A 23,588-nucleotide genomic window follows, 5' to 3' on the forward strand; every position below is an offset into this window, starting at 1 on the left:
AGTTAAATGTTTAGTATAAATAATATCGTATTTTGTTATTTATACGAATTAGATTACTTTTATTATTGTATTAATCTTAATATTAATATGAGTAAAAGGTTACTAATTCTTTTTTTTGGATTTTTTTCACCCCTTGTTTATGCGCAACAAACGGTCGTTACCGGAAGTGTAAAAGAAGTCCTGTCCTTTGAGCCTATTGAAGGTGTATTGGTAGCCATTGAAAGGACTAATTTAAAAACACTTACTGACCGGTTAGGAGAATTTATGTTTTCTGAAAGTGTTCCTTTAGGAGAACAAATTTTAACGATTTCAAAAACAGGATATATATCAAAACGATTTCCAATAGTAGTAAATGAAGGTCAAATTGTAAATATAACGGATATGACCTTAGAAAGGGTTGCTTCTGAAACAGAAGATTTATTTACAATTACCTTGTCTGATGACGAACTAAATGATGATACCAGTGGCGCCGATAATATTTCGGGATTGCTGGCATCCTCTTTGGATATTTTTCAAAGGACAGCGGCTTTTGAATTCAGCTCATCATTTTTTAGAATTCGAGGATTGGATTCAAATAACAGCTCCATTCTGATAAATGGTATTGAGATGAACAAAGCTTTTAACGGAAGACCACAATGGAGCAATTGGGGAGGGATTAATGACGTATTAAGAAATCAGGAGTTGTCATTTGGGTTAGCTCCGGCCGGTTACACTTTTGGTAGTGTTTTAGGTAGTACTAATGTCAATGTTAGAGCATCCGAAACACTACCCGGTGGACGCATAACTTACGCTTCTTCTAACAGGAGTTATGCAAACAGGCTAATGGCTACTTATGCTTCAGGATTGTTGAAAAGCAACTGGGCCTATACTATATCAGTAGGAAGACGCTGGGGCCGTGAAGGCTATCAGGACGCCACGCTTTACAATTCCAATTCGTTTTTTGTTTCCGTAGAAAAGAAATTTAATGATAGGCATAGTCTAAACTTAACTACTATTTACACCCCAAATAGAAGAGGGAAATCTTCGCCCAATACACAAGAAGTGTATGATTTAAAGGATACAAAGTATAATGAATATTGGGGCTGGCAAGATGGTGCAAAAAGAAACTCAAGAATTAAAGAAGTTAATGAACCTGTAATAATGCTGAATCACTACTGGGATTTAGACAGTAAAACTACTTTAAATACCAATATGGCTTATCAGTTCGGGAAAATGGGAAACAGTCGTTTAGATTATAACGGTACTGATTTAATTAATGGTTTCCCCCAGGGAGGAGGGGCAAACCCCAGTCCAACGTATTATCAAAAATTACCAGGTTATTTTGAAAGAAACTTTCCTAACGACTTGCAATTTGCTTACGGAGCATTAAAAGCGTTTCAAAATGATGGGCAGATAAACTGGAATGCTATGTATGATGCTAACTTAAGTAATGTGCAGAATGGTGGAAATGCTATATATGCTCTATATGAGGATAGAGTAGATGATACACAATTAACCGTTAATTCCATTTTAAATAAATCCTTAAATGACCATATGGTTTTGAATGCCTCTGTTGGTTATAAAAATTTAAAATCAGAGAATTTTGCTGAAGTTTTAGATCTTTTAGGGGCTTCGACGTATTTGGATATTGATGGTTTTGCAACTAATATAGACGAAGCACAAAATGATCTATTGAACCCAAACAGGTTGGTTAGCGAAGGCGATAAATTCAAATATCATTACAATGTGCTGGTTACTGAGCTTAATGCTTTTGCACAAGCACAATTAACTTATAATAAGATAGATTTTTATGTTTCAGGTAATGTAAAACGAACACAATATCAAAGAGAAGGAATTTATCAAAATGGCGGTTTCCCGGATAGTTCTTTAGGTAAAGGAGCGCCATTGCCTTTTACTGGTTTTGGATCTAAGGCAGGAGCAACTTTAAAATTAACAGGAAAACATTTATTCAATGTTAATGCCGGTTATATTTCAAGAGCGCCTTCCATTCAAAATACTTTTTCAAACTCAAGAGAAAATCACAATGTGGTACCTGATATCTCAGAAGAAAATATCATGTCTGTAGATGCTAGTTATATATTGAGATCACCATTTGTACAGGCAAAATTTACAGGATATTATACTAAAATAACAGATGCCAGTGAGATATCTTTCTTTTTTGCCGATGGTATTGGTGGTGATAATGCCGTATTTGTTCAGGAGATTTTACAAGGCATTGATAAAAAGCATTTAGGAGTAGAAATAGGTGTGGAAGCACAGGTAACCTCAGATATTAAATTAAAAGGGGCTGCTGCTGTTGGTCAATTTACTTATGACAATAATCCTAATCTATATCTTTCAACGGAGCCGGATCAGGAATCTACAGATGCCGGTTTTGTTAATGGATTTAAGGATTTTGGCCAGTCAAAACTAAAAAATTACAGGTTGGCTTCCGGCCCTCAAAATGCCTGTTCAGTTGGTTTTGAATACAGAGACCCGGAGTATTGGTGGTTTGGAGCAACAGCTAATTTTTTCTCAAACACTTATATTGATGTAAGCCCATTAACCAGGTCTTCAAACTTTAATACGGATTTTGATGGCAATGTTTTTAACGATTATGACGAAGCTTTAGCAAGAGCCTTATTAAAACAAGAACGTTTTGATGATTATATGGTCATTAATTTGGTTGGTGGTAAATCATGGAAAGTTGGCAAATATTATATAGGGCTGTTTGCAAGTATAAATAACCTTTTGGATGAAATATATAAAACCGGTGGTTTTGAACAGGGAAGAAATGCTAATTATAGGGAATTAAGAGATGATAAGGCATTGGATATACCGGTTTTTGGGCCAAAATATTGGTATGGAAGAGGAACTACCTACTTCTTAAACCTCAACATCAGATTCTAGAAATTGTCACTCCTGTCTTTACTATCTCAGGATAAATTTTGGCAGGAATCTAAAACAAATAATTATGAATAAAATCGGTAAAGCAAAGATGCTAGTCATTTTAAGCAATATCATAATACTTATGGGGTCTTGCATTAAAGATGGTGATTATGGTATTCCTGATATTTCTGTTTCAGAGCCTGATATTCCTAAAAATCAAATAACAACATTTAAAGCCATTAAGTCCTTATATGAACAAGCTGTTAACGGAGGAAACACAACGGTAGTTATTACTGATGATGTTTATCTTGAAGGCTATGTGGTGTCTTCGGATAAAGCCGGGAACTTTTTTGAAGAACTCATTGTTCAGAATAAAACAGATGATAGTAATCCTGATAATGACCCCAGGCTTGGGTTTAAAATAGATATTAATAAAAATCATTTATCAGATACGTACCAGTTTGGGCAAAAGGTATATATAAAATTAAACGGGTTAACTATAGGAGAAACGAATGGTGTTTTAACTATTGGTAAAGGTGATGCCGTTAATGTAAAACAAATTCAGGCCACAGAGTATAAAGATATTGTCATAAGAAGTAATGACATTATTGAAATAATACCCAAGATAGTAAGCCCGGAAAATTTGACAGAAGCCGATGAGAACACCCTAATTCGGCTAGATAACATGCAATTGAACAGGTTTGAGTTAGGGGCTACTTTTGCCGGTGAGTCTTTTGACGAGTTTGATGGTTTACGTTTGTTGGAAAGTTGCGATTCCGGTGTTCAGGTGATCATGCAAACCAGTACGTTTTCCGATTTTAAATCACTTCCCGTGCCACCGGGAAAAGGAAGTATAGTTGGTATTTTAAGCAGAGACTTTAGAGATGATTTTAATGTAATTTTACCTGGCAATTTGGCGGATGTGAATTTCGATAGCACTGAAAGGTGTGATCCTTTAGAATTTTCTTGTGGTATAGCGGAATCTGTTGGTTCAGGCAATTTGTTTTTTGAGGATTTCGAATCGCAGCATAATAACCGGTTGATTGAAGGTAATGGATGGACAAACTATATAGAGGCTGGGTCTGAAGGTTGGGAAGCGTGGTCCTCAACATCAACCAATGCTTCATTGGGACGTTCTGCAAGATTCCGATCGTCAGGTTCCGGAGACACCAAAAATATCGGCTGGCTGATTACTCCGGAAATTGATTTAGACATCCAGGAAGGCGAAACGCTTCACTTTAAAACATCTAATAGTAGAGCCGATAGCAGCTATATGGAAGTGTTTTACTCCCAGAATTGGAATGGTGTTGAAGCTAATATTAAAACAGCAACGTGGAGCATTTTAACAGATGCTTATGTGGCAAAAGATTCAGATGCTTTTGTGGAGTGGTTGCCTTCAGGAAATATCGACTTATCTTGTATAAGCGGAACCATTCATATAGCTTTTAAATATACGGGTGGTGGACAAGAAGGGTTTGATGGCGTGTATGAGTTAGATGATATTAGTGTAGATTATGTGGAGTAACTACAAGGCTAGGCTTGAGACCTGCCAGGTTTTTAAAACCTGGCAGGTCTATTTATCTCTTAAAAACCGCATAGACCGGAAAGTGGTCGCTGTAACCCCCTTTGTATTTTTTGCCAACATAGGTCCTAAAAGGGGAGCCTTTGAATTTGCCCTTAAACTGTTTCAGGAATGCTTCATCAAAAATATCGGCATTAAAATATTCAAACTCACTTTTTGAACTTTCAAAGAAGTTGGTAGTAAAGAATATCTGGTCAAATAAACTCCATTGTTTAAACCTGCTCACGGTGCCTCGATTGAAAGAGCGTAAAGTTTCAAAAGGGTTGTACAATCCATAATCCTCAACCAGCCTGACAATACTGTTGTTGTGAGGTTCGTCATTAAAATCACCGATAATCACAATTTTAGCAGCTTCGTTTTCTTCTTTTAAAGCAGTAATGATGTCGCCAACTTTTTCTGATGAGGCTAATCGTTTAGGTTCTGTCTCTTCGGTGCCTTCACGCCTGGAGGACCAATGGTTAACTATCACATGAATGGCTTCGCCATCCAGATTACCGCTTACCAGCAAAACATCCCTCGTGTAGTCCGGTAAGCCTTCATCATCGGTTAAATGCACGGTAAAAGTTTCTGAGTGCGTGACTTCAAATGCTGTTTTGTCGTAAAGTAAGGCTACGTCTATGCCGCGTTCATCAGGCGACTCGTAATGCACATAGCTATAATCCAAATCAGCTAAATGTTTTGAATCTAATAAATCCTCAATTACTTTGGCATTTTCCACTTCAGCCAAACCTATCAGGGCAGGGTGCTTTCCGGTTTCTTTTCTGCCAATATTGGAAATGGCAAATCCTAATTTTCTTAATTTATTCTTATAGCGTTTCGGCGTCCATTTTTTAGCTGAGGTTGGTAAAAAATCATTATCATTGGTGTGTTCATCGTCCGATAAGTCAAATAAATTTTCAAGATTATAAAATGCAATGGTTTGCATATTATCCTGCACCGGAATATCCTCTAGAAAGTCATTCATAAATTAAAAATTGACTTTAAAAATATAAAAATAAAGAATTTAAAAGATTCCCGCATTCGCTAGAATAACAATTCCTGTGAATCGATCAATATTTAATGTTGCGCAATTCTTTGTGAATTAAAGTAGTTGTAATTGCGTAACTTTGCACATTATTTAGTTTTATGATAGAAAAGAAGGATGTAGCTTTAGAAAAAGCGGTTTTAATAGGGATTATTACCAAAGATCAAAACGAAGCCCAGTCAAAAGAGTATTTAGATGAACTGGAGTTTTTAACCTATACCGCCGGTGGTGATGTATTAAAGCGTTTTACGCAAAAAATGGACATGCCAAACCCCAGAACATTTATTGGTTCGGGGAAGATGGAAGATGTTAAAAGGTTTATAGAAGAACATGAGGTAGGAACCGCTATTTTTGATGATGAACTGTCTGCTGCCCAGGAACGAAACATTAGTAAGATACTTAACGTAAAAGTATTGGACCGCACCAATTTAATCCTTGATATTTTTGCACAACGTGCCCAAACCAGTTATGCCAGGACACAGGTTGAATTGGCACAATGCGAATATTTACTACCGCGCTTGAGAGGTATGTGGACACACCTTGAGCGCCAAAAAGGAGGTATTGGCATGCGTGGTCCCGGAGAGACAGAGATAGAGACCGATAGACGTATTGTACGTGATAAAATAGCCTTGCTTAAGGCCAAAATTAAAACCATAGACAAACAAATGGCGGTGCAACGCGGTAACCGTGGTAAAATGGTACGTGTGGCATTAGTAGGATATACCAACGTAGGGAAATCCACCCTGATGAATGTGATTAGTAAAAGCGAAGTATTTGCCGAAAACAAGCTCTTTGCCACATTAGATACCACTGTTAGAAAAGTGGTCATTCAAAACCTGCCGTTTTTGTTAAGCGATACGGTTGGTTTTATTAGAAAACTGCCCACGCAGTTGGTAGATAGTTTTAAAAGTACGCTTGATGAAGTAAGGGAAGCCGACTTATTATTGCATGTGGTGGATATTTCACATCCCAATTTTGAAGAGCATATAGCTTCAGTCAATAAGATTTTAGGTGAAATTAATAGTAGTGACAAGCCAACTATTATGGTTTTTAATAAAATTGACGCTTATAAAGCGGAGCCTTTTGATGAGGACGACTTAATTGCCGAAAGAACCAAAGCCAATTACAGCTTAGACGAATGGAAAAGCACCTGGATGAGCAAGATAGGCAATAATGCACTTTTCATTTCTGCTATTAATAAAAGTAACCTGGAAGATTTTAAAAAGCGTGTTTATGATGAAGTCCGTGAGATTCATGTCACGCGTTTTCCATACAATCATTTCCTGTATCCGGATTATAATTATGAAGATATGGGATAACTAAATTGTAAAAAGACCTGCCAGGTTTTTAAAACCTGGCAGGTCTAGTTGTGTGTATACGTCACAAGAGAAATACGTCTTAAAACTTATAACTTAAACCAATAGTATAATAGGTTTGCAGATCATTATCAACATCATCAAATCCGGTGGCTGCCGGAGGATCCTGTGCTAAAGCATAATTCAATGCTTCTTGCTTGTTATTACGTAAGCCGAAATCAAAACCAACACCAATCATCTTCCATAATGTATAGCTGAATGAGTTGGTCCAGGTCCAGTTGGAGTAGTCACTGCCTTTATAGCTTTGGAACGTAGACAGATTGGTTTTAAAACTAACAGCACCAATTTGCCTGGTATAATCTGCTACAATTTTAGTCCCCATAGAAGATTCAAAAACGGTATCACCACTGCTGAACACAAAATTGTAGTTAAATGGGTGAACAACTACCACTAAATTTTTGGCCGGTGTCCATGTAGCACCAAGGCCCAAATCCAAATAACCGGGATCATTAAAATTATCCAGTAAAGTGGTTCTGTATTCCATTAGACCTGAAATAGCAATGTTTTTCCCAATGTTTCTACCGTAAAGAGAAGACAGGTTAAATACATCTGTTGTTGAGTTAAAACCGGCATCATCGTTAGGGTCATCTTTATCATCTAACTTTACCCAACTTAAATTAGTAGTAAGTGCATTTCTCCAAAAGAATTTTTCCTGAATTAAATTGGCATAAGCATTGACCGTAAAACCGATATTCCCTGAATTATTATTTGGAGTGCCCTGTGCATACCAATTATTAAAATTAGAAAGCGTGCCACCAATGGTTCCAAAAGCCCCAATGCGCCAACCGGGAAGAGCATCAATTTGAGCTTGTAATTTATTGGCCTCTGCCTGGGCTGCATTGGCTTCGGCTTGTTTTTCAGCTTTTTTGGCTTGTAATTCTTCTTTTGTTTGGGCATTCATGGAGGTTATTCCTATAAAGAAGATACATAGTAGTAATAGTCTTTTCATTCGAAATTTAAATTTGTTAAGGTTGTATAAATATAAGGTTTAGACCCTGTTTTTAATTCGGGTCACAGAGTATTATCTGTTTTTGTAAAGCGGTACCGAAGAACAGGCTTCCCCGTACATAATAGACTTTGCAACCGGTTTAAGCTTGTTGGTGAGCATGATATAAGCGTTTTGAGGTACAGGCTTGTTTGTGCAGCCTTTTATAATGACAGGTTTGTCTTTGTACTCATCCACTTTTAGATCATTAATAATATCGTGATAAACTGAAGTTTCCAAAGTTTCCAAATCCCCAACTACCACTTTTCTGGCATAAGGTTCCAGATGAATGGTTAAAAGCATGTAGGCCCACCCCGGAATAATAGCATCGGTACTACATGTTAATGCTATATAACTATCCTGATATTTCGACCAGTCAAATGCCTTTACCTGAGCTCTAAAATCTTTTTCGCGCAGTACGAAACCTTCAAATAACCAGTCTTTAATATCGAACAATATACGTTTGCCTTCCGGGTAAAAATCCTCAAGGTCTAAAGTCACCAGTTTGCTATTCGCTACGCGATTTATAATTTCGTCTGCCATTAGTTTTTCTTTGCAATTAAAATGAGTGAATCGTTTTCATCAAATTCTTTGTACTGATCCAGGTGTAATATTTCAAAATGGGCTCCAAGGGCTTTTTTGAGGCTCTCATTAGTATGATAGTTAACGAACAAGCCTTTAAAAATTTCGGAACCTGTACCTTTCCAAAAGGTGTGACACATGATGCCATCCGGTTTTAACACTTCATATTGCCGTTTTATAGATTCAATAAATGCGTTATCTTCTAAATGATGCATGACTTTATTGGAATAAATACCATCGAATGTATTTCCGGTTTTAACGGTAACGGCGTCTAATTCAAGAAAGTCCCCATTTGGGTATTTCGTTTTTAAGTGATTCAAAAAAACTTTTGAATTATCAGAACCCACGGTTTTGTAATGTTTGCTTAGCAAGCCATAATCTGTTCCGGGGCCAGAGCCTAATTCAAGTACTTTAGAACCCTCAGGGAGAAATACTTTTAGTTTCTCAACAATCCGGGCTCCGCTAACATCCCGTGCCAATTCAATATATTGTTTGACGGATTCTTCGGTATGGTAATAGTCACCGGCCATGATTATGAGTAATAATTTGGATTCTAATCTTAAAAGGACTATTATAACATACCCAGCTCCAACTTCGCTTCTTCACTCATAAGGTCCTGTGACCATGGTGGGTCAAAAGTGATTTCTACTTCAGCCGTTTTTACTTCGTTAAGTGATTTCACTTTTTCCTCAACTTCCAGGGGTAATGTTTCCGCAACCGGGCAATTGGGGGTTGTTAAGGTCATTAATATTTTAACATCGTAATCTTCGTTGACAAAGACATCGTAAATCAACCCTAATTCGTAAATATCCACTGGAATTTCAGGATCGTAAATCGTTTTTAAAACGTTCACTATTTTTTCGCCTAAGGCGTTGGTATCTATTGTTGTTTCGCTCATTTTCAAAATGTTTATGCGTTTATTTGTTGAATCGTTTAAACAAATACACGTATCAACGAATAAACCTAGTTAAGTTGGGTTTGATACGCTATAGCGTACATCTTTAATTGTTTTACCATGCTCACCAAACCATTGGCACGCGTTGGTGATAAATGCTCTTTTAACCCTATTTTATCAATAAAACTGGTATCGGCATCAATAATATCTTTTGGGTGCTGATTGGAAAACGCTCGAATTAAAATGGCTATAATACCTTTAGTGATAATAGCATCACTATCGGCAGTGAACTCTAATTTGTCGTCTTTCATTTCGGCATGTACCCAAACTTTACTTTGACAACCTTTAATAATGTTGCTTTCAGTTTTGTATTGGTCGTCAATTAAGGGCAATTCTTTCCCCAGATCTATCATGTATTGGTAACGTTCTTCCCAATCATCAAACATTGAGAATTCGTCTATGATGTCGTTTTGAATATCTTCAATTGTCACTATGTCAAATTTAAAACTTTGTCACCTTGAGTGCAGTCGAAAGGTTATTGTAAATGCTGTCTTCAAAATAGGTTTCGACTGCGCTCAACCTGACAACATGTAATTTTAAGCAAAAATACAACAAGAAACCTTGTTATTCAACGTTTTGGGCTATTGATAAGATTTCTTTAACAAGATTCGCTATGTCCGGGTGCGGATTTCCATGGTCAAAACTTGGTGTTTCGTAAGTTTTGCCATCAAAAGTCACTTTTAATTTAGCGATGGCAGCACCATCAAAGAACCGTTTTTGCGAAGGCGCTTCCAAAAGAGGCATGTTCTCAAACTTAACATTTTCACTAGCTTCCATTATTTTTTGCCATTGCTCTTTGGTGCAAACGATCCCTGTAAGGTCCCCTTCTCTTTTGTTTTGAACTGAAACGGATTTTCTGTTAATTTTTATATGTTGAAAGCTGTTTCGCGAATGTTGTAAATATTCAAATAAAACTGAGGGTGATGCCCCCTGTTTTTTTGCTTCAATTAAAACAGTATCCTGTTCATAAAGCTTTAAAGTATCACGTGCTTTTAAAAAGGTATTTGACTTACCAAGGGCCTCTGTCAGGTCACTTTCAATGTTCATGAATTTTGGCGGACACATTTTTTGGGTGGATGCTAAAGGGCCAAACTTTATAGTATTGTTTTCGATGGTATAGGAACCAAAAAAACGATTGCAACCGGAAAACCCGGACACCTTTTTAGTAGAATCGGCAAACGCGATAGTGAGTTCAAATTCCGAAACATCTTTTCCACTAAGAGCTACTATGTCATAGGTGTCATTTAACATAGAATTGGCTTTTTGGGTATTAGAATTATCACAGGTTTTAATCGTTATAATACTGAAAAGCATTAATATCCATTTCATAAGATGCATTTTAAAAATGAAAGTACAAAAAAGGAGCCAAAGTTTATGACAGCATCATTTTGGCTTTCTTAACGCCTTCAACTAAAGCGTCAATTTCTTCTTTGGTATTATAAAAGGCGAAGGAAGCTCTTATGGTACCCGGAATTTTGTAATAGTCCATTATCGGTTGAGCACAGTGATGGCCTGTACGAACAGCAATGCCCAATTTATCTAAAATAGAACCCACGTCGTAAGGGTGAATACCATCCAGATTGAACGACAGTACCGATGTTTTATGTTTTGAAGTCCCGTAAATTTTTAAGCCTTCTATGTCTAACAGTTTTGCGGTAGCATATTCTAACAACTCACCTTCATAGGTTGCAATAGCATCAAGGCCTATGGTATTCATATAATCGATGGCGGTCCCAAAAACAATACCTCCGGCTATGTTCGGTGTACCGGCTTCAAATTTATGAGGCAGGTCCGCGTATGTTGTTTTTTCAAAAGTAACTTCCGCAATCATTTCACCACCGCCCTGGTATGGTGGTAGTTTATTTAACCAGGCTTCTTTTCCATAGAGCATACCAATCCCTGTGGGGCCACACATTTTATGAGCCGAGGCTACATAAAAATCAACATCTAAAGCCTGAACATCCGGTTTTAAATGCGGGCATGCCTGAGCACCGTCAATTAAAACAGCTGCCCCTACCTGGTGCGCTTTTTCAATGATGTATTCAATCGGGTTGATGGTTCCCAGGGCATTCGAAATATGATTGACAAATACCAGTTTTGTATGTTCCGAAAGAAGTGTCTCGTATTCAGACATCACCAACTCGCCGGCATCATTCATAGGAATGACTTTAAGGGTTGCTCCGGTGCGTTCACATAGCATTTGCCAGGGCACAATGTTACTATGGTGTTCTAAAGCTGAGACAATGATATCATCTCCCTTTTTTAAAATGGATGAAAACCCGTTAGCAATTAAGTTGATTCCATGCGTTGTACCCGATGTAAATATGATCTCATGAGCATGTTTCGCATTAAAATGAGCCTGTATTTTTTGTCTGGACTGTTCGTAAAGGTCTGTTGCTTCCTGGCTTATAGTGTGAACCCCTCTGTGAATGTTGGCATTGTAGTTTGAATAATAATCTACAATGGCATCAATAACTTGTTGCGGGGTCTGAGAGGTTGCCGCATTATCAAAATACACTAAAGGTTTGCCATTAACTTTACGTGAAAGAATGGGGAAATCTTTTCTTATGTCATCTACGTTTAACATGTTTGTTTTTTAGCCCCGATAGTAGCGGCATCCTTTTGTGCTGGATTCCTGCCTTCGCAGGAATGACAAAATAAAAGATACTGTCCTTCGACTAAGCTCAGGATAAACTCCTAGCGGGAAATAGCTTCTAAAAAAATTATAGATCGAAACCAATATCGACGCCTAACTGATTTGCGATAATTTTGGTGATGCGACGCTTAAGTTCCGGGATTTTAACAGAGCTTAAAACGTTATTACTAAAGGCATACATCAATAATGCTTTGGCTTCTTTTTCCGGGATACCACGGGTACGCATATAGAATAAAGCACTTTCGTCTAACTGCCCTACCGTACAACCATGCGAGCATTTTACATCATCCGCAAAAATCTCTAACTGTGGCTTGGTGTTGATAGTTGCTTTATCGCTAACCAAAATATTGTTGTTTGCCTGAAATGCATTGGTTTTTTGAGCTTCTTTTTCCACGACTACTTTTCCGTTGAAAACACCGGTGGCATTATCGGCGAAAATGCCTTTATAATCCTGGTGGCTTTCACAATTTGGCTCAATGTGATGTACCAAAGTATTATGGTCTACGTGTTGTTTGTTACCTATAATAGTAACACCTTTTAATGTGGAATCTATACGCTGACCTTCCTGATAAAAATTAAGATTGTTACGTGTTAGTTTACCACCAAATGAAAAGGTGTGAACTGAAGCTATGCTTTCCCGCTTTTGCTTAATAAAAGTGTTGTCTATTAATGAAGCATTATCACCGTCATTTTGGATCTTATAGTAATCTATGATAGCGCGCTTTTTAGCAAACATTTCAGTAACACTGTTGGTAAGCACCGGATTACCGGTTAAACTCTGGTGGCGTTCAATAATTTGTACATGCGAGTTCTCTTCAACAACAATTAAATTGCGCGGTTGCAACATGGTTGCCGACTCATCACCTGTTGAAAAATGGATAATTTGAATGGGCTTTTCTATCACTTTTCCTTTTGGAATGTAGACATAGGCCCCTTCTTTAGAAAATGCCGTATTTAATGATGATAAACTATCGTCTGTGGCGGCTTTATTAAAATAGTTTTCTATGACCAAACGGTATTTCGGCTTGGTCAAGGCCGCAGACATTAAACAAACATCTAAACCGTCATGTGTAGTTGCTGAAAGATGCGATGAATACTTGCCATCTATAAATACTATCTTATAAGAGTCAATCTCATGGATGAAGTATTTTTTAACGTCTCTATATTCTAAAGCATTTTCCTGTTTTGGGAATACGCTGTAATCTTCTTTTAATAATCTGTTTAAAGATGTGTATTTCCAGGCTTCATCCTTTTTTGTCGGGAAGCCTTTTTCTTCAAAGGTTTTTATAGCATCGTTCCTAACATTGTTGACATACGAATCTATTTCGGCCTGGTTCTCGAATACTAAAAACGACGATAATAATTTTTCTTTTAAATCCATTTTACTCAGTTTTCAGTCGCGGTTTTCAGTTTTCAGTCTGTTGGACCGGTCACTGAGTACTGCAAACTGGTTACTGGCGCTATGCGCCGACTTCGTCTTTAATCCAATCGTATCCTTTTGCTTCAAGTTCATGTGCCAACTCTTTGCTGCCGGATTTTACAATCTTGCCATCATGTAAAACATGTACAAAATCCGGTACGATATAATCTAATAACCTTTGGTAATGTGTAATTACAATGACGGCGTTATTCTCACCTTTTAGTTTGTTTACACCATTAGCCACAATACGAAGCGCATCAATATCCAACCCGGAATCCGTCTCATCAAGTATGGCTAATTTAGGATCCAGCATAGCCATTTGGAAGATCTCGTTACGCTTCTTTTCGCCACCGGAAAACCCTTCATTTAGTGAACGTGATAAAAACTTTCTGTCTATTTCCAGAAGATCTGATTTTTCACGAATTAGTTTAAGCATGTCTTTGGCGGGCATATCTTCCAATCCTTGTGCTTTCCTGGTTTCGTTAATAGCTGTTTTGATAAAGTTTGTTACCGAAACACCGGGAATTTCCACCGGATATTGAAACGACATAAAAATCCCTTTATGCGCACGTTCCTCTGCGGCTAGCTCATCAATATCTTCACCTTCAAAAATGATATTGCCTTCAGAAACTTCGTATTCTTCTTTTCCGGCAATAACCGATGACAAAGTACTTTTCCCGGAACCATTTGGCCCCATAATAGCATGAACTTCTCCCGGTTTTACCTCCAGGTTAATACCTTTTAAAATACTTTTATCTTCAACACCTGCGTGTAGGTTTTCTATCTTTAACATAGTTATTGACTTAGTTTTATAACATTATTATAGTCTTCGTTGGGAAGTGCCTCTACATCAAGAATTTCAGTAATCTCAATTTTGTTTTCCCAAAGAATGGTTTCGTGTTTTTCGTTATTTACCGTTCCCCTTATTTCAACTTTAACCATATCGGTCGGTTGTTTTTTAAAAGGTTCGGCTTGTTTATTTAATTTATGAACTTGTTTATTGATAATGACTCCGTAAATAATACTGTCGGTTTGCAAAACAGCGGCATCACCATGGAATACGTAATCGCCTTTTAAAATGGCTCCTTCTTTTTTACAGCTCGCAAAGACTAAAAGACCTATTATTAGTAGAAAGACTGTTCTTTTCATAAATATGATTTATCCGACACTGCCTTCCAGGCTTATTTCTAATAATTTTTGAGCTTCTACCGCAAATTCCATTGGTAACTTATTCAGAACTTCTTTGCTGAAACCATTCACGATCAAAGCGATAGCTTTTTCCGTGTCAATACCTCTTTGGTTACAATAGAATATTTGGTCTTCACCAATTTTACTGGTGGTTGCTTCATGTTCTATTTGAGCGGTTTGATTTTTGGTTTCTATATAAGGAAAAGTATGCGCACCACATTCATTGCCCATTAGTAAACTGTCACATTGTGAAAAGTTACGGGCATTTTCTGCTCTTGAATTTATTTGCACTAATCCGCGATACGAGTTTTGTGATTTTCCGGCAGAAATACCTTTTGAAATAATAGTCGATTTCGTGTTCTTCCCTAAATGGATCATTTTGGTTCCGGTATCGGCCTGTTGGTAATTGTTTGTTACCGCTATGGAGTAAAACTCACCAACCGAATTATTGCCTTTTAATACACATGATGGATATTTCCAGGTAATGGCACTGCCTGTTTCAACCTGCGTCCAGGAAATTTTAGCATTGGTTTCGCATAACCCTCTTTTGGTTACGAAATTGTAAACGCCTCCTTTACCTTCTGCATTTCCAGGGAACCAGTTTTGAACCGTTGAGTATTTGATTTCGGCATCATCAAGCGCAATCAATTCAACCACAGCGGCATGTAACTGATTCTCATCCCTGCTAGGTGCTGTACAGCCTTCAAGATAACTTACATAACTGCCCTCATCAGCAATCACCAAAGTTCTTTCAAACTGACCGGTTCCGGCTTGATTAATTCTGAAGTATGTTGAAAGTTCCATTGGGCATTTAACGCCTTTAGGGATATAGCAGAAACTACCGTCACTAAAAACAGCGCTATTTAAAGCTGCATAGAAATTGTCTCTTTGAGGGACAACGGTACCTATATATTTTTTTACAAGCTCCGGATGCTCTTTAATAGCTTCCGAAATACTCATAAAGATAATGCCTTGTTCTGCCAAGGTTTCTTTAAAAGTTGTAGCGACCGAAACAGAATCAACTACCACATCCATAGCAACACCCGCAAGTTTCTTTTGCTCATCTAAGGAAATACCAAGTTTGTCAAAAGTTGCCAGTAATTCCGGATCCACTTCATCTAAACTATCATATTTAGGTTTGCTATTCGGGGCCGAGTAATATGAAATGTCCTGAAAATCGGGTTTTTCATAGGTTACATTGGCCCATTCAGGTTCTTCCATATCCTTCCAAATACGGAAAGCCTCTAAGCGCCATTCGGTCATCCATTCCGGTTCTTCCTTCTTTTGAGAAATGGCACGAACGATATCTTCGTTCAAACCTTTTGGGAAAGTTTCCGACTCTATATCTGTATAAAAACCGTATTCGTATTCTTTGGTTTTTAGTTCTTCTCTTAAATCGTCTTCGGTATATTTCGACATAATGCTCTCTTAAAATTTAAAGTGAAAACGATTCGCCACAACCGCAAGTCCTGTTGGCATTAGGGTTATTAAATACAAACCCGGTTCCGTTTAATCCGCCGGAATATTCCAAAGTCGTCCCTATTAAGTATAAAAAGCTTTTTTTATCTACAATGATTTTCACACCGTTGTCCTCAAAAAGTTTATCGCCATCCTGCTGTTCCTTATCAAATTTTAAATCATACGATAACCCGGAGCAACCACCGCTTTTTACACCAACTCGAATAAAATCCGTAGCAGCATTATAACCGTCTTCGGTCATAAGCTCTATTACTTTTTTCTTTGCTGTTTCTGAAACTTTGATCATAACTTTAATTAGATTCACTCTAAATAGAGCACAAATATACAATATAAGTCATGGATTACAACACAACCTAACATTATATTAATATATGGTTTTATAGTTTTTAGTTATTGGTTTTTAAAAGCAGGATTATTGATAAATTCATAATCAGAAAGTGCTAAAAGAAAAGCCTTTAAATCTGCCTTGTCCTGTGGGCTTAATTGAACACCACCCTGAGCTACTTTTTTCATCAGCGGATCTATGGTAGGTGAATCTTGAAGGCCTTCACTATAATGGTCAATCACGTCATCTAAAGTGGCGAATCTGCCATCGTGCATATAAGGTGCGGTAAAGGCTAAATTTCTAAGGGAAGGCGATTTGAATTTGCCATTATCTGCCGGGTCTCCGCTAACCTCGCCTAAACCTAAATCTGTAATAATAGCATCCAAACCGTTATTGTGGAAAAGGTTGTCTGTCCACAATGGATTGTTTTCACTACCATGACAATGAAAACAATCCCCTCTGTTTTCATCCATAAACACATTAAAGCCATTAAGTTCCTGAGGTGTTAAAGAAGTTTCACCTAAGAGATATTTATCAAACTTTGAATTTGATGAAATTAAAGTGCGCTCAAATTGTGCTATAGCTTTGGTAACTAAAGAGGAATCTATTTTTGAGGTTCCAAATGCTTGATTGAAAAGGGTTGGATATTCTGAATGATCTTGCAGTTTTTGCTCCACTTCCGGCCACGTACTTGCCATTTCTATTGGGTCTGTTACCGGATTAAAAGCCTGGTGTTCCAAACTAAAAGCCCGGCCATCCCAAAAAAATGCTTCATCATAATTCCAGGCCAGATTAAATAAGGGCATCGAGTTTCGGGTTCCCAGCGTTCCGTTAATGCCATCACTAAACCTATCCGGGTCTGTAAAGGCATTTTCTGGCTTATGGCAATCGGCGCAAGCTTGGGAGTTATCTGCTGATAAAATAGGATCGAAAAATAATTTTTTCCCCAAGGCAATGCCTTCAACAGTTTGCGGATTATCAAAAGGGATAACCGGGTTTATGATTTTGTCTCCAAACAATTGAGGTATTTGTAGCGCACTTGGGGTTGGGCTGTAAGTATCTACCTTTTCATTTGTACAAGAAAAACATATGAAAAACAAAAAAGCGCAATTATGTAATACCCTCTTTTTCAATTTTATTGATCTACAGATTTTAAACTAAATACATTTTGTCCGTTGTCATACATCATAATTTGAGCTGCCGAATTGGGCATGAGCATCTGGTTTAAAACATTCAAATCCCAGGTATGTGGAGTTTTAAACCATTGGGCAATGTTCATTTCAATATTGAAAACGGCATTATTGGAAATAGTGACACTTCCCAAATTAACTTCAAAAAAAGTGTCTTGCGGAAAGGTTGGGTTTGCTCCGGGATTATCGGCTGCCCTGATGGCATGATAATTATATCCTTGTTCCATGTTAGAGCTGTTTAAGAACTTACCATCTAATTGCATATAGTGATAACCCCCACCTAACATTGCCGGCACATTCCACGAAACCGTATTTAAATCCGGGTAAACCCCATCAAGATTTTTTTCGTTTTTAAATCCGAAAATAAAAGACACCTTGGAATAGGTCCCTTCAGAAATAGTTGCGGTTGGCGAGAAAATAAGGTTTTGGTTATTAGTGACATCAACTAGGTTATAAGCTTCGATAATGATAGTTTCTCCATTTGACTTTTCAAGTTTAATATCTGAAATTAAATAACGTAAACGTTCTATGCTTAATTGGTCTCCTTCGGCATTGGTGAATTTGATAGTGTTAAAATCCGCATTGGTTACCGGTGTTCCGTCCCAATTATGGCTGAAATTCAGGGAAAAGCTAACAGTGTTATTGTCATCATCGGAACTACATGATAACAATGAAAATAGAATGAATATTATTGAGGCGATTTTATTCATATTGATTATTTTATTTTAAAAATTAAAAGATCGGAAAAACCTTTGTTTTCAGGGACATCTATATCAGAACTACCGGATTCGCCAACTATAATAACGGAGTTGTCACTTAGTGCTAAAGCATCATATGCCAGGTCTACGCCCGAACCTCCGATGCTTTTTTGCCACGCCATATTACCATTGCTATCAATTTTTATAACCCAGGCATCATTTTGCCCATTGTTATTAATATCAGCATTGGCACTTCTTGAACTTCCACAGATGATAAAACCGCCATCTTGTGTTTTGGTGATGGAACGTGCTGCATCAAAACTGCTGCCTCCAAAGGCTTTTTCCCAAATTAGATCTCCGCTTGGAGACATCTTAAAGACCCAAAAATCTGCAGCTCCATTATTAAAAGAAACATCTAGATCACTACTTCTGGTATCACCTATGATAAGATAGTTGCCGTCATTGGTTTTTGTAATGCCCCGGGCTTCATCAATTTCGGTACCGCCAAATGATTTTTCCCAAAGTAAGGTTCCGGTGTCTGAAATTTTAACCACCCAAAAATCGTAAGAGCCCTTATTGGCTTTTATATCTGTGTCATCACTATCTGAGGACCCAACAAGTATATAACCGTTATCAGCGGTTTGAATAACATCGTAAGGCGTATCTGTAAAAGTGCCTCCGTAATATCTACTCCATTCCAGGGCTCCGGAAACATTTAGTTTTACAGCCCAATAATCGCCTCCGGCATGTTTCTTTGTTGATGCTTTGGAGTTGCCTTGTCCACCTGATGCCGATACATCTAAAACACCGGTTATCAGAAAACCGCCATCATTGGTTTGAATAATAGTATGGCCGGTATCAGTTCCTGAAAAACCAAATGATTTTTCCCAAGAAATGTCACCCGAACTATCTAACCTGACCACCCAAAAATCGTTTAACCCATTATTAGTTGTAACATCACCGTCATTACTTTTGCTATAACCTAAAACGGCGTAACCACCGTCCGTTGTTTGAATGATATCATGGCCCCTGTCGTCACCACTTCCACCATAAGTCTTTTGCCATTCAAGTGTACTATTTTGGTTATACTTCAATAACCAGCAATCAAAAGATGTATCGGTTTTGTTTGTAATATCACCATCATTACTTTGAGTATATCCTAAGACGGCATAACCGCCATCTGAAGTTTGTATAATAGAACGGGCACTTTCGTTTTTTGTACCTCCAAGCGTTTTTACAAAATCTACTTCTTTTTGAATAGGAGTAGGCGTTTTTGGATTATCGTCTTTAGAACAATTGAAAGTGACTAAAACTGAAGAAAATATGCAGATAAGAAGGCGATATTTTTGTGAACGTCCTGACATAATAAAGCATTATGTGCCGCTTTTTCTAACTATAAAAAGACCTCTGTTGATGTCGCTTATAATGATGTTTCCACTTGGGAAATAAGGATAAACAGTCCAGGCACCATCAAAAGCAGTATTGTCGTCCTCAGGATAGGTATCAAAGAAGCCTATTTCTGTGAAGGTAGCATTGTCAATATCGGAAATATCTATAACCCGCATACCTGCTCTGTAGTTAGCAAGGTAAAAATTGTTGTTTTTTACATAACCATTATGGTCAATAGCGACTGACGGTCCAAAGTAGTTAAAATGAAACAACGGATTGTCCAGATCTGTAAAATCAAGAACTATAGTTTTAGTGTCGAAACCAAAATTATTTTCATCTAATTCGTCACCTAATATGAAATACTTCATGTCTGAAGTAAACCAGCCTTGATGTGTGTAGCCAACATTACTGTAACTTATTGTTGAAATAATAGATGGGTTTGCTTTATCTGTAACATCTGCAATAACAACTTCATTTTCATTGCTGCCAATGAATATTTCCTGACCGGAATAATCAGTATCAGGTCCGTTATAAGTCACAACCTGGGCATCGTGCGAATACCCTCCGGTGCTTAAACCACCCTCAATAACAGGAGCAGTCGGGTTTTGGATATTAATGAATATAGGCCCGCCGCTGTAATCAATACCGCCAACAATATACGCGTATCCGCTTTCTTCGTTAATTACAATATTATGAGCTTTTCCAAAACCGGTGAAGTGAGTGTCCTCGGCAAATGTTTCAGGTGGATTGGCAACATTTCTTAACCTGGTAAGGTCAAAGACCTGCAGGCCATGGGAATCGGTGCAACTAGAATTTCCAAAGCTGCAATCGGCCACTATAAAAGCGTGGTCATCATATATTTTTACATCACGCCAAGAACTGGAAATGGTTGCTGTTGGAAGCTTTCCTAAATAGACAGGGTTAACAGGGTCTGTGACATCAACAAAAGCAATACCGTTATCTAAACACATAAGGGCATATTCTTTTCCGGTAGTTTGGTCAACCCATCCCCAGGAATCATTGCCGCCTGTGGCATCAAAAGTGCTTAACGGAATATTTGCCATTAAATCGTAATCATTGCAGGGATAAATATCGGCCAAACCATTAACACAGGGCGCTAAAACAACGATTGCATCTCCATCAGTATTTAAAGGAATATTATTGTCTCTTTCACATGATGATAAAAAAATGCCTGTAAGGCAAATTAATGCAACTAAATAAAGCGCATACCTTTTCTTTTTTAAGTAGTACATACTTAGCAATTTTTAGTAAAACGAATTTTCATACACATATATTATCTCATGCTTTTGAAAACCGTATGTAAAGTAACAAATTTAACCTGATAAAACTATTATTTTAAAATAGAATAATAGCATTAAGCTTCTTATTTTTGCAGCATGATAGAAGATAAAAATCAACATAGGACCCCGTTAAGCGATTTAGGTGAGTTTGGACTTATAGACCATTTAACCAGGAATTTTAAAGTAAAACAGCCTTCTACAGTGAAGGGCATTGGGGATGATGCCGCTGTTTTAAATTTTAAAGAGCATAAAATAGTTGTTAGTACTGATTTACTTGTTGAGGGTGTACATTTCGATTTGAGTTATATGCCATTAAAGCACCTGGGCTACAAAGCTGTTGTGGTTAATTTGTCTGACGTATATGCCATGAATGCCCAGGCTACCCAGGTCACTGTTTCAATAGCGGTGTCTAACAGGTTCTCTTTAGAAGCTTTAGAAGCACTATATGCCGGTATTGAAACCGCAGCTAAAATATATAATGTTGATGTTGTGGGAGGAGATACAACATCCTCTACCACAGGGTTGTTAATTTCTGTAACGGCTATTGGTCAGGTAGATCATGATAACGAAGTCTATAGAAATGGAGCAAAACCAAATAACCTGTTAGTCGTTTCGGGGGATTTAGGTGGTGCTTATATGGGTTTACAAATCTTAGAAAGGGAAAAGGAAGTTTATAAAGTGAACCCTAATAATCAACCGGATTTAGATGCCTATTCCTATGTTATTGAACGTCAGTTAAAACCTGAGGCAAGACAGGATATAATTAGACTCTTGAAAGATCTGGACGTTAGGCCTACAGCTATGATTGATATTAGCGACGGACTTTCCTCGGAGATCCTTCATATTTGTAAGCAGAGTCAGGTTGGCTGCGATCTGTATGAAAACAAAATTCCATTAGACCCTCAGGTTATTGCAACATGTGAAGAATTTGATATAGACAGTACAACGGTTGCATTAAACGGAGGGGAAGATTATGAATTGCTATTTACAATATCACAGGAAGACTATCCTAAAATTAAAGCGAATCCTAGCTTAACAGTGATAGGTTATATAAAAGAAAAAGGAGAAGGGATACATTTAGTGACCAGGGCGGAAACAAAAATTGAGCTTAAAGCTCAGGGGTGGAAAAATTTTAATGTCTGAAAACTAATAATTCAGGGTTAACCTTTTGACGCTTTAAAAGGCGTTTGTTATGAATGTTTTCCAAAACGGCATTTATCTCTTTGAATTTTGGTGTTAACTCTGTTAAATTACCGTTACTGTCTGTGGTAAATTGTTTTTTGCAGTTTTTGCAAGCGTATTCTTTCACGTGAAAGGTGATATTTCTGCTAAGCTTCAAATCGTGCCCAAATACTTTGCAATGTATGTGTTTCATAAAACGTTGGCCATTAAATAATTACTTTTAGAGAGAGACTTCTTAAAGGTAAAAAAACCCTATAAAAGTTATTAACAAGATGTCAACAAATCGATGAAGTGATTGATTTCTTCTTTAAACGTTCCATTCTTGAAGCGTGAATACGTTCCAGTATTCTATTTATTTCTTTGAATTTTGGGGTGAGCTCAATCAATTTTCCATTGCTGTTTGTAGTTAATTGTTTTTTGCAATGCGAGCAGGTATACTCTTTAACGTGGTAAGTTACTTTTTTTGTTATTTGATAATCATGACCAAAAATTGAGCAATACATTTTAGGTAAAAAAGTAGGCTTGCTGGTAGTTTTTTGCATGGTTGAAATATTTGGTGACTATAAACCTACAAAAAATATAATAAAAAACGATAAAGAGTCAAATATTTTCGATGAAATACATAATTGAATCTAAAAATTCAGCTTTATTTTCTATAAAACTCATATGTCCTCCATCAAATTCTACGATCTTTACTTCGGTGTTTTCAGTTTGAGACATTAAAGATTTGTAATCAAGTGCAGGATCTTTTTTACCAATGATCATCATTTTTTTATACGGTGAAAAATGAAGCAACACTTCTCTGTCTTCTCTGATCTTCATGCCTTCTAAAGCGGCTACAATGCCTTGTAAAGGTGTTTTTAGGCACTCGTTGATCAGATGTTCTATTTCTTTTGAAAATATGTTTTGATTTTCAGGGGTAAACAGATTAGCAACAGCGATTCTGATAAACGTTTTATGATTTTGCTTTACGGCTTCAATACCTCTTTCTCTGTTTTTTTTCTTTTCAGGAGTGTCTGCACTGGCGGTAGAATTCATCAAGCATAAACCCTTTATATTGTCCGGGTTTTTTTCGGCAAAGGCCAGCGAAACATAACCGCCCATAGAGTGGCCGATAAAAATGGATTTTCTAATTCTCAAATGCTTTAGGACAGCTTCAACCACTTCGGCCATTAATTCCATAGAATGAATATAGCCTAAACAACCTGTTTTGCCATGACCTAAAAGGTCAATACAAATAACCCTGTTTCTTTTGGTAAGCTGAGGGAGAAACGGCTCCCAAATTTTTGTGTTCTCTAAAAATCCGTGAAGTAAAACAACGGCGTTTCCTTTTCCTTCGTCCTTATAAAAAACCGGGATGCCTTTATATTCTAGGATCATAATTTAAA

Annotated in this window: 24 protein-coding genes; 4 read left to right on the forward strand and 20 right to left on the reverse strand. The window is 37.3% G+C overall.

The genetic code is table 11. The features are described from left to right. Nucleotides 1-87: 87 nt before the first annotated feature. Complete coding sequence (locus tag Q0983_RS19345) at nucleotides 88-2,889, forward strand: TonB-dependent receptor (protein WP_299556747.1); 2,802 nt, start codon at nucleotides 88-90, stop codon at nucleotides 2,887-2,889. 64 nt (nucleotides 2,890-2,953) lie between these two features. Beyond that, a complete protein-coding gene (locus tag Q0983_RS19350) occupies nucleotides 2,954-4,393 on the forward strand; it encodes a DUF5689 domain-containing protein (RefSeq protein WP_299556749.1) in 1,440 nt (479 codons plus the stop codon). A 52-nt stretch (nucleotides 4,394-4,445) separates the two neighbouring features. Here the strand turns inward: Q0983_RS19350 and Q0983_RS19355 are convergent, their stop codons facing one another. After that, a complete protein-coding gene (locus Q0983_RS19355) occupies nucleotides 4,446-5,414 on the reverse strand; it encodes an endonuclease (protein ID WP_299556750.1) in 969 nt (322 codons plus the stop codon). A 161-nt stretch (nucleotides 5,415-5,575) separates the two neighbouring features. On the opposite strand from Q0983_RS19355, the gene hflX reads away from it, so the two are divergent. After that, nucleotides 5,576-6,793 carry a GTPase HflX gene (gene hflX, locus Q0983_RS19360; RefSeq protein ID WP_299556751.1) on the forward strand — a complete coding sequence of 406 codons (1,218 nt, stop codon included), beginning with the start codon at nucleotides 5,576-5,578 and terminating at the stop codon, nucleotides 6,791-6,793. Nucleotides 6,794-6,872: 79 nt separating this feature from the next. On the opposite strand, the gene Q0983_RS19365 is transcribed toward hflX, so the two are convergent. The 16 genes from Q0983_RS19365 to Q0983_RS19440 all read right to left on the reverse strand — a co-directional run bounded on the left by Q0983_RS19365 (nucleotide 6,873) and on the right by Q0983_RS19440 (nucleotide 20,970). Next, nucleotides 6,873-7,799: a DUF3078 domain-containing protein gene (locus Q0983_RS19365; RefSeq protein WP_299556752.1), complete on the reverse strand. Its 927-nt coding sequence runs from the start codon at nucleotides 7,797-7,799 to the stop codon at nucleotides 6,873-6,875. Between the two features lie 72 nt (nucleotides 7,800-7,871). Next, nucleotides 7,872-8,378, reverse strand: coding sequence for a DUF2480 family protein (locus tag Q0983_RS19370; protein ID WP_299556753.1), 507 nt, complete (start codon nucleotides 8,376-8,378; stop codon nucleotides 7,872-7,874). Beyond that, nucleotides 8,378-8,947, reverse strand: a complete 570-nt coding sequence (locus Q0983_RS19375; RefSeq protein WP_299556754.1) for a class I SAM-dependent methyltransferase — start codon at nucleotides 8,945-8,947, stop codon at nucleotides 8,378-8,380. The genes Q0983_RS19370 and Q0983_RS19375 overlap by 1 nt, the downstream gene beginning before the upstream one ends. A gap of 41 nt (nucleotides 8,948-8,988) precedes the next feature. Continuing rightward, nucleotides 8,989-9,315 carry a DUF59 domain-containing protein gene (locus Q0983_RS19380; RefSeq protein WP_299556755.1) on the reverse strand — a complete coding sequence of 109 codons (327 nt, stop codon included), beginning with the start codon at nucleotides 9,313-9,315 and terminating at the stop codon, nucleotides 8,989-8,991. 65 nt (nucleotides 9,316-9,380) lie between these two features. Continuing rightward, nucleotides 9,381-9,803, reverse strand: a complete 423-nt coding sequence (locus Q0983_RS19385) for a SufE family protein (RefSeq protein WP_299556756.1) — start codon at nucleotides 9,801-9,803, stop codon at nucleotides 9,381-9,383. Nucleotides 9,804-9,936: 133 nt separating this feature from the next. Beyond that, nucleotides 9,937-10,701: an META domain-containing protein gene (locus Q0983_RS19390; RefSeq protein ID WP_299556757.1), complete on the reverse strand. Its 765-nt coding sequence runs from the start codon at nucleotides 10,699-10,701 to the stop codon at nucleotides 9,937-9,939. A gap of 43 nt (nucleotides 10,702-10,744) precedes the next feature. Next, nucleotides 10,745-11,959, reverse strand: a complete 1,215-nt coding sequence (locus tag Q0983_RS19395; protein ID WP_299556758.1) for a cysteine desulfurase — start codon at nucleotides 11,957-11,959, stop codon at nucleotides 10,745-10,747. Between the two features lie 136 nt (nucleotides 11,960-12,095). Further along, entirely contained in the window at nucleotides 12,096-13,409 is a 1,314-nt protein-coding gene (sufD, locus tag Q0983_RS19400) for a Fe-S cluster assembly protein SufD (protein WP_299556759.1), read from the reverse strand. A 79-nt stretch (nucleotides 13,410-13,488) separates the two neighbouring features. Continuing rightward, nucleotides 13,489-14,241, reverse strand: a complete 753-nt coding sequence (gene sufC, locus Q0983_RS19405) for a Fe-S cluster assembly ATPase SufC (RefSeq protein WP_299556760.1) — start codon at nucleotides 14,239-14,241, stop codon at nucleotides 13,489-13,491. Nucleotides 14,242-14,243: 2 nt separating this feature from the next. Beyond that, nucleotides 14,244-14,597: a hypothetical protein gene (locus Q0983_RS19410; RefSeq protein WP_299556761.1), complete on the reverse strand. Its 354-nt coding sequence runs from the start codon at nucleotides 14,595-14,597 to the stop codon at nucleotides 14,244-14,246. 9 nt (nucleotides 14,598-14,606) lie between these two features. Next, nucleotides 14,607-16,055, reverse strand: coding sequence for a Fe-S cluster assembly protein SufB (sufB, locus tag Q0983_RS19415; RefSeq protein ID WP_299556762.1), 1,449 nt, complete (start codon nucleotides 16,053-16,055; stop codon nucleotides 14,607-14,609). Nucleotides 16,056-16,071: 16 nt separating this feature from the next. Continuing rightward, nucleotides 16,072-16,401 (reverse strand): iron-sulfur cluster assembly accessory protein, encoded by a 330-nt coding sequence (locus Q0983_RS19420; RefSeq protein WP_299556763.1) that lies wholly within the window; start codon nucleotides 16,399-16,401, stop codon nucleotides 16,072-16,074. A 104-nt stretch (nucleotides 16,402-16,505) separates the two neighbouring features. Continuing rightward, nucleotides 16,506-17,540, reverse strand: coding sequence for a cytochrome c peroxidase (locus Q0983_RS19425; protein ID WP_299556764.1), 1,035 nt, complete (start codon nucleotides 17,538-17,540; stop codon nucleotides 16,506-16,508). A gap of 35 nt (nucleotides 17,541-17,575) precedes the next feature. Next, nucleotides 17,576-18,340, reverse strand: coding sequence for an MbnP family protein (locus tag Q0983_RS19430; RefSeq protein WP_299556765.1), 765 nt, complete (start codon nucleotides 18,338-18,340; stop codon nucleotides 17,576-17,578). Nucleotides 18,341-18,345: 5 nt separating this feature from the next. Next, complete coding sequence (locus Q0983_RS19435) at nucleotides 18,346-19,692, reverse strand: hypothetical protein (protein ID WP_299556766.1); 1,347 nt, start codon at nucleotides 19,690-19,692, stop codon at nucleotides 18,346-18,348. Between the two features lie 9 nt (nucleotides 19,693-19,701). Next, nucleotides 19,702-20,970, reverse strand: coding sequence for a choice-of-anchor B family protein (locus Q0983_RS19440; protein ID WP_299556767.1), 1,269 nt, complete (start codon nucleotides 20,968-20,970; stop codon nucleotides 19,702-19,704). Between the two features lie 144 nt (nucleotides 20,971-21,114). On the opposite strand from Q0983_RS19440, the gene thiL reads away from it, so the two are divergent. Next, complete coding sequence (gene thiL / locus Q0983_RS19445) at nucleotides 21,115-22,161, forward strand: thiamine-phosphate kinase (RefSeq protein WP_299556769.1); 1,047 nt, start codon at nucleotides 21,115-21,117, stop codon at nucleotides 22,159-22,161. Here the strand turns inward: thiL and Q0983_RS19450 are convergent. The 3 genes from Q0983_RS19450 to Q0983_RS19460 all read right to left on the reverse strand — a co-directional run bounded on the left by Q0983_RS19450 (nucleotide 22,151) and on the right by Q0983_RS19460 (nucleotide 23,580). Continuing rightward, nucleotides 22,151-22,393: a hypothetical protein gene (locus Q0983_RS19450; protein ID WP_299556770.1), complete on the reverse strand. Its 243-nt coding sequence runs from the start codon at nucleotides 22,391-22,393 to the stop codon at nucleotides 22,151-22,153. The two genes, thiL and Q0983_RS19450, sit on opposite strands and share 11 nt — an antisense overlap. Before the next feature lie 82 nt (nucleotides 22,394-22,475). Then, nucleotides 22,476-22,742, reverse strand: a complete 267-nt coding sequence (locus Q0983_RS19455; protein WP_299556771.1) for a hypothetical protein — start codon at nucleotides 22,740-22,742, stop codon at nucleotides 22,476-22,478. Nucleotides 22,743-22,800: 58 nt separating this feature from the next. After that, the gene (locus Q0983_RS19460; RefSeq protein ID WP_299556773.1) at nucleotides 22,801-23,580 is read right to left on the reverse strand and encodes an alpha/beta hydrolase; all 780 of its coding nucleotides are present in this window, start codon (nucleotides 23,578-23,580) and stop codon (nucleotides 22,801-22,803) included. Between the last annotated feature and the right edge of the window lie 8 nt (nucleotides 23,581-23,588).

It is taken from the genome of Seonamhaeicola sp. (genome assembly GCF_028281565.1).
Taxonomy (GTDB): domain Bacteria; phylum Bacteroidota; class Bacteroidia; order Flavobacteriales; family Flavobacteriaceae; genus Seonamhaeicola.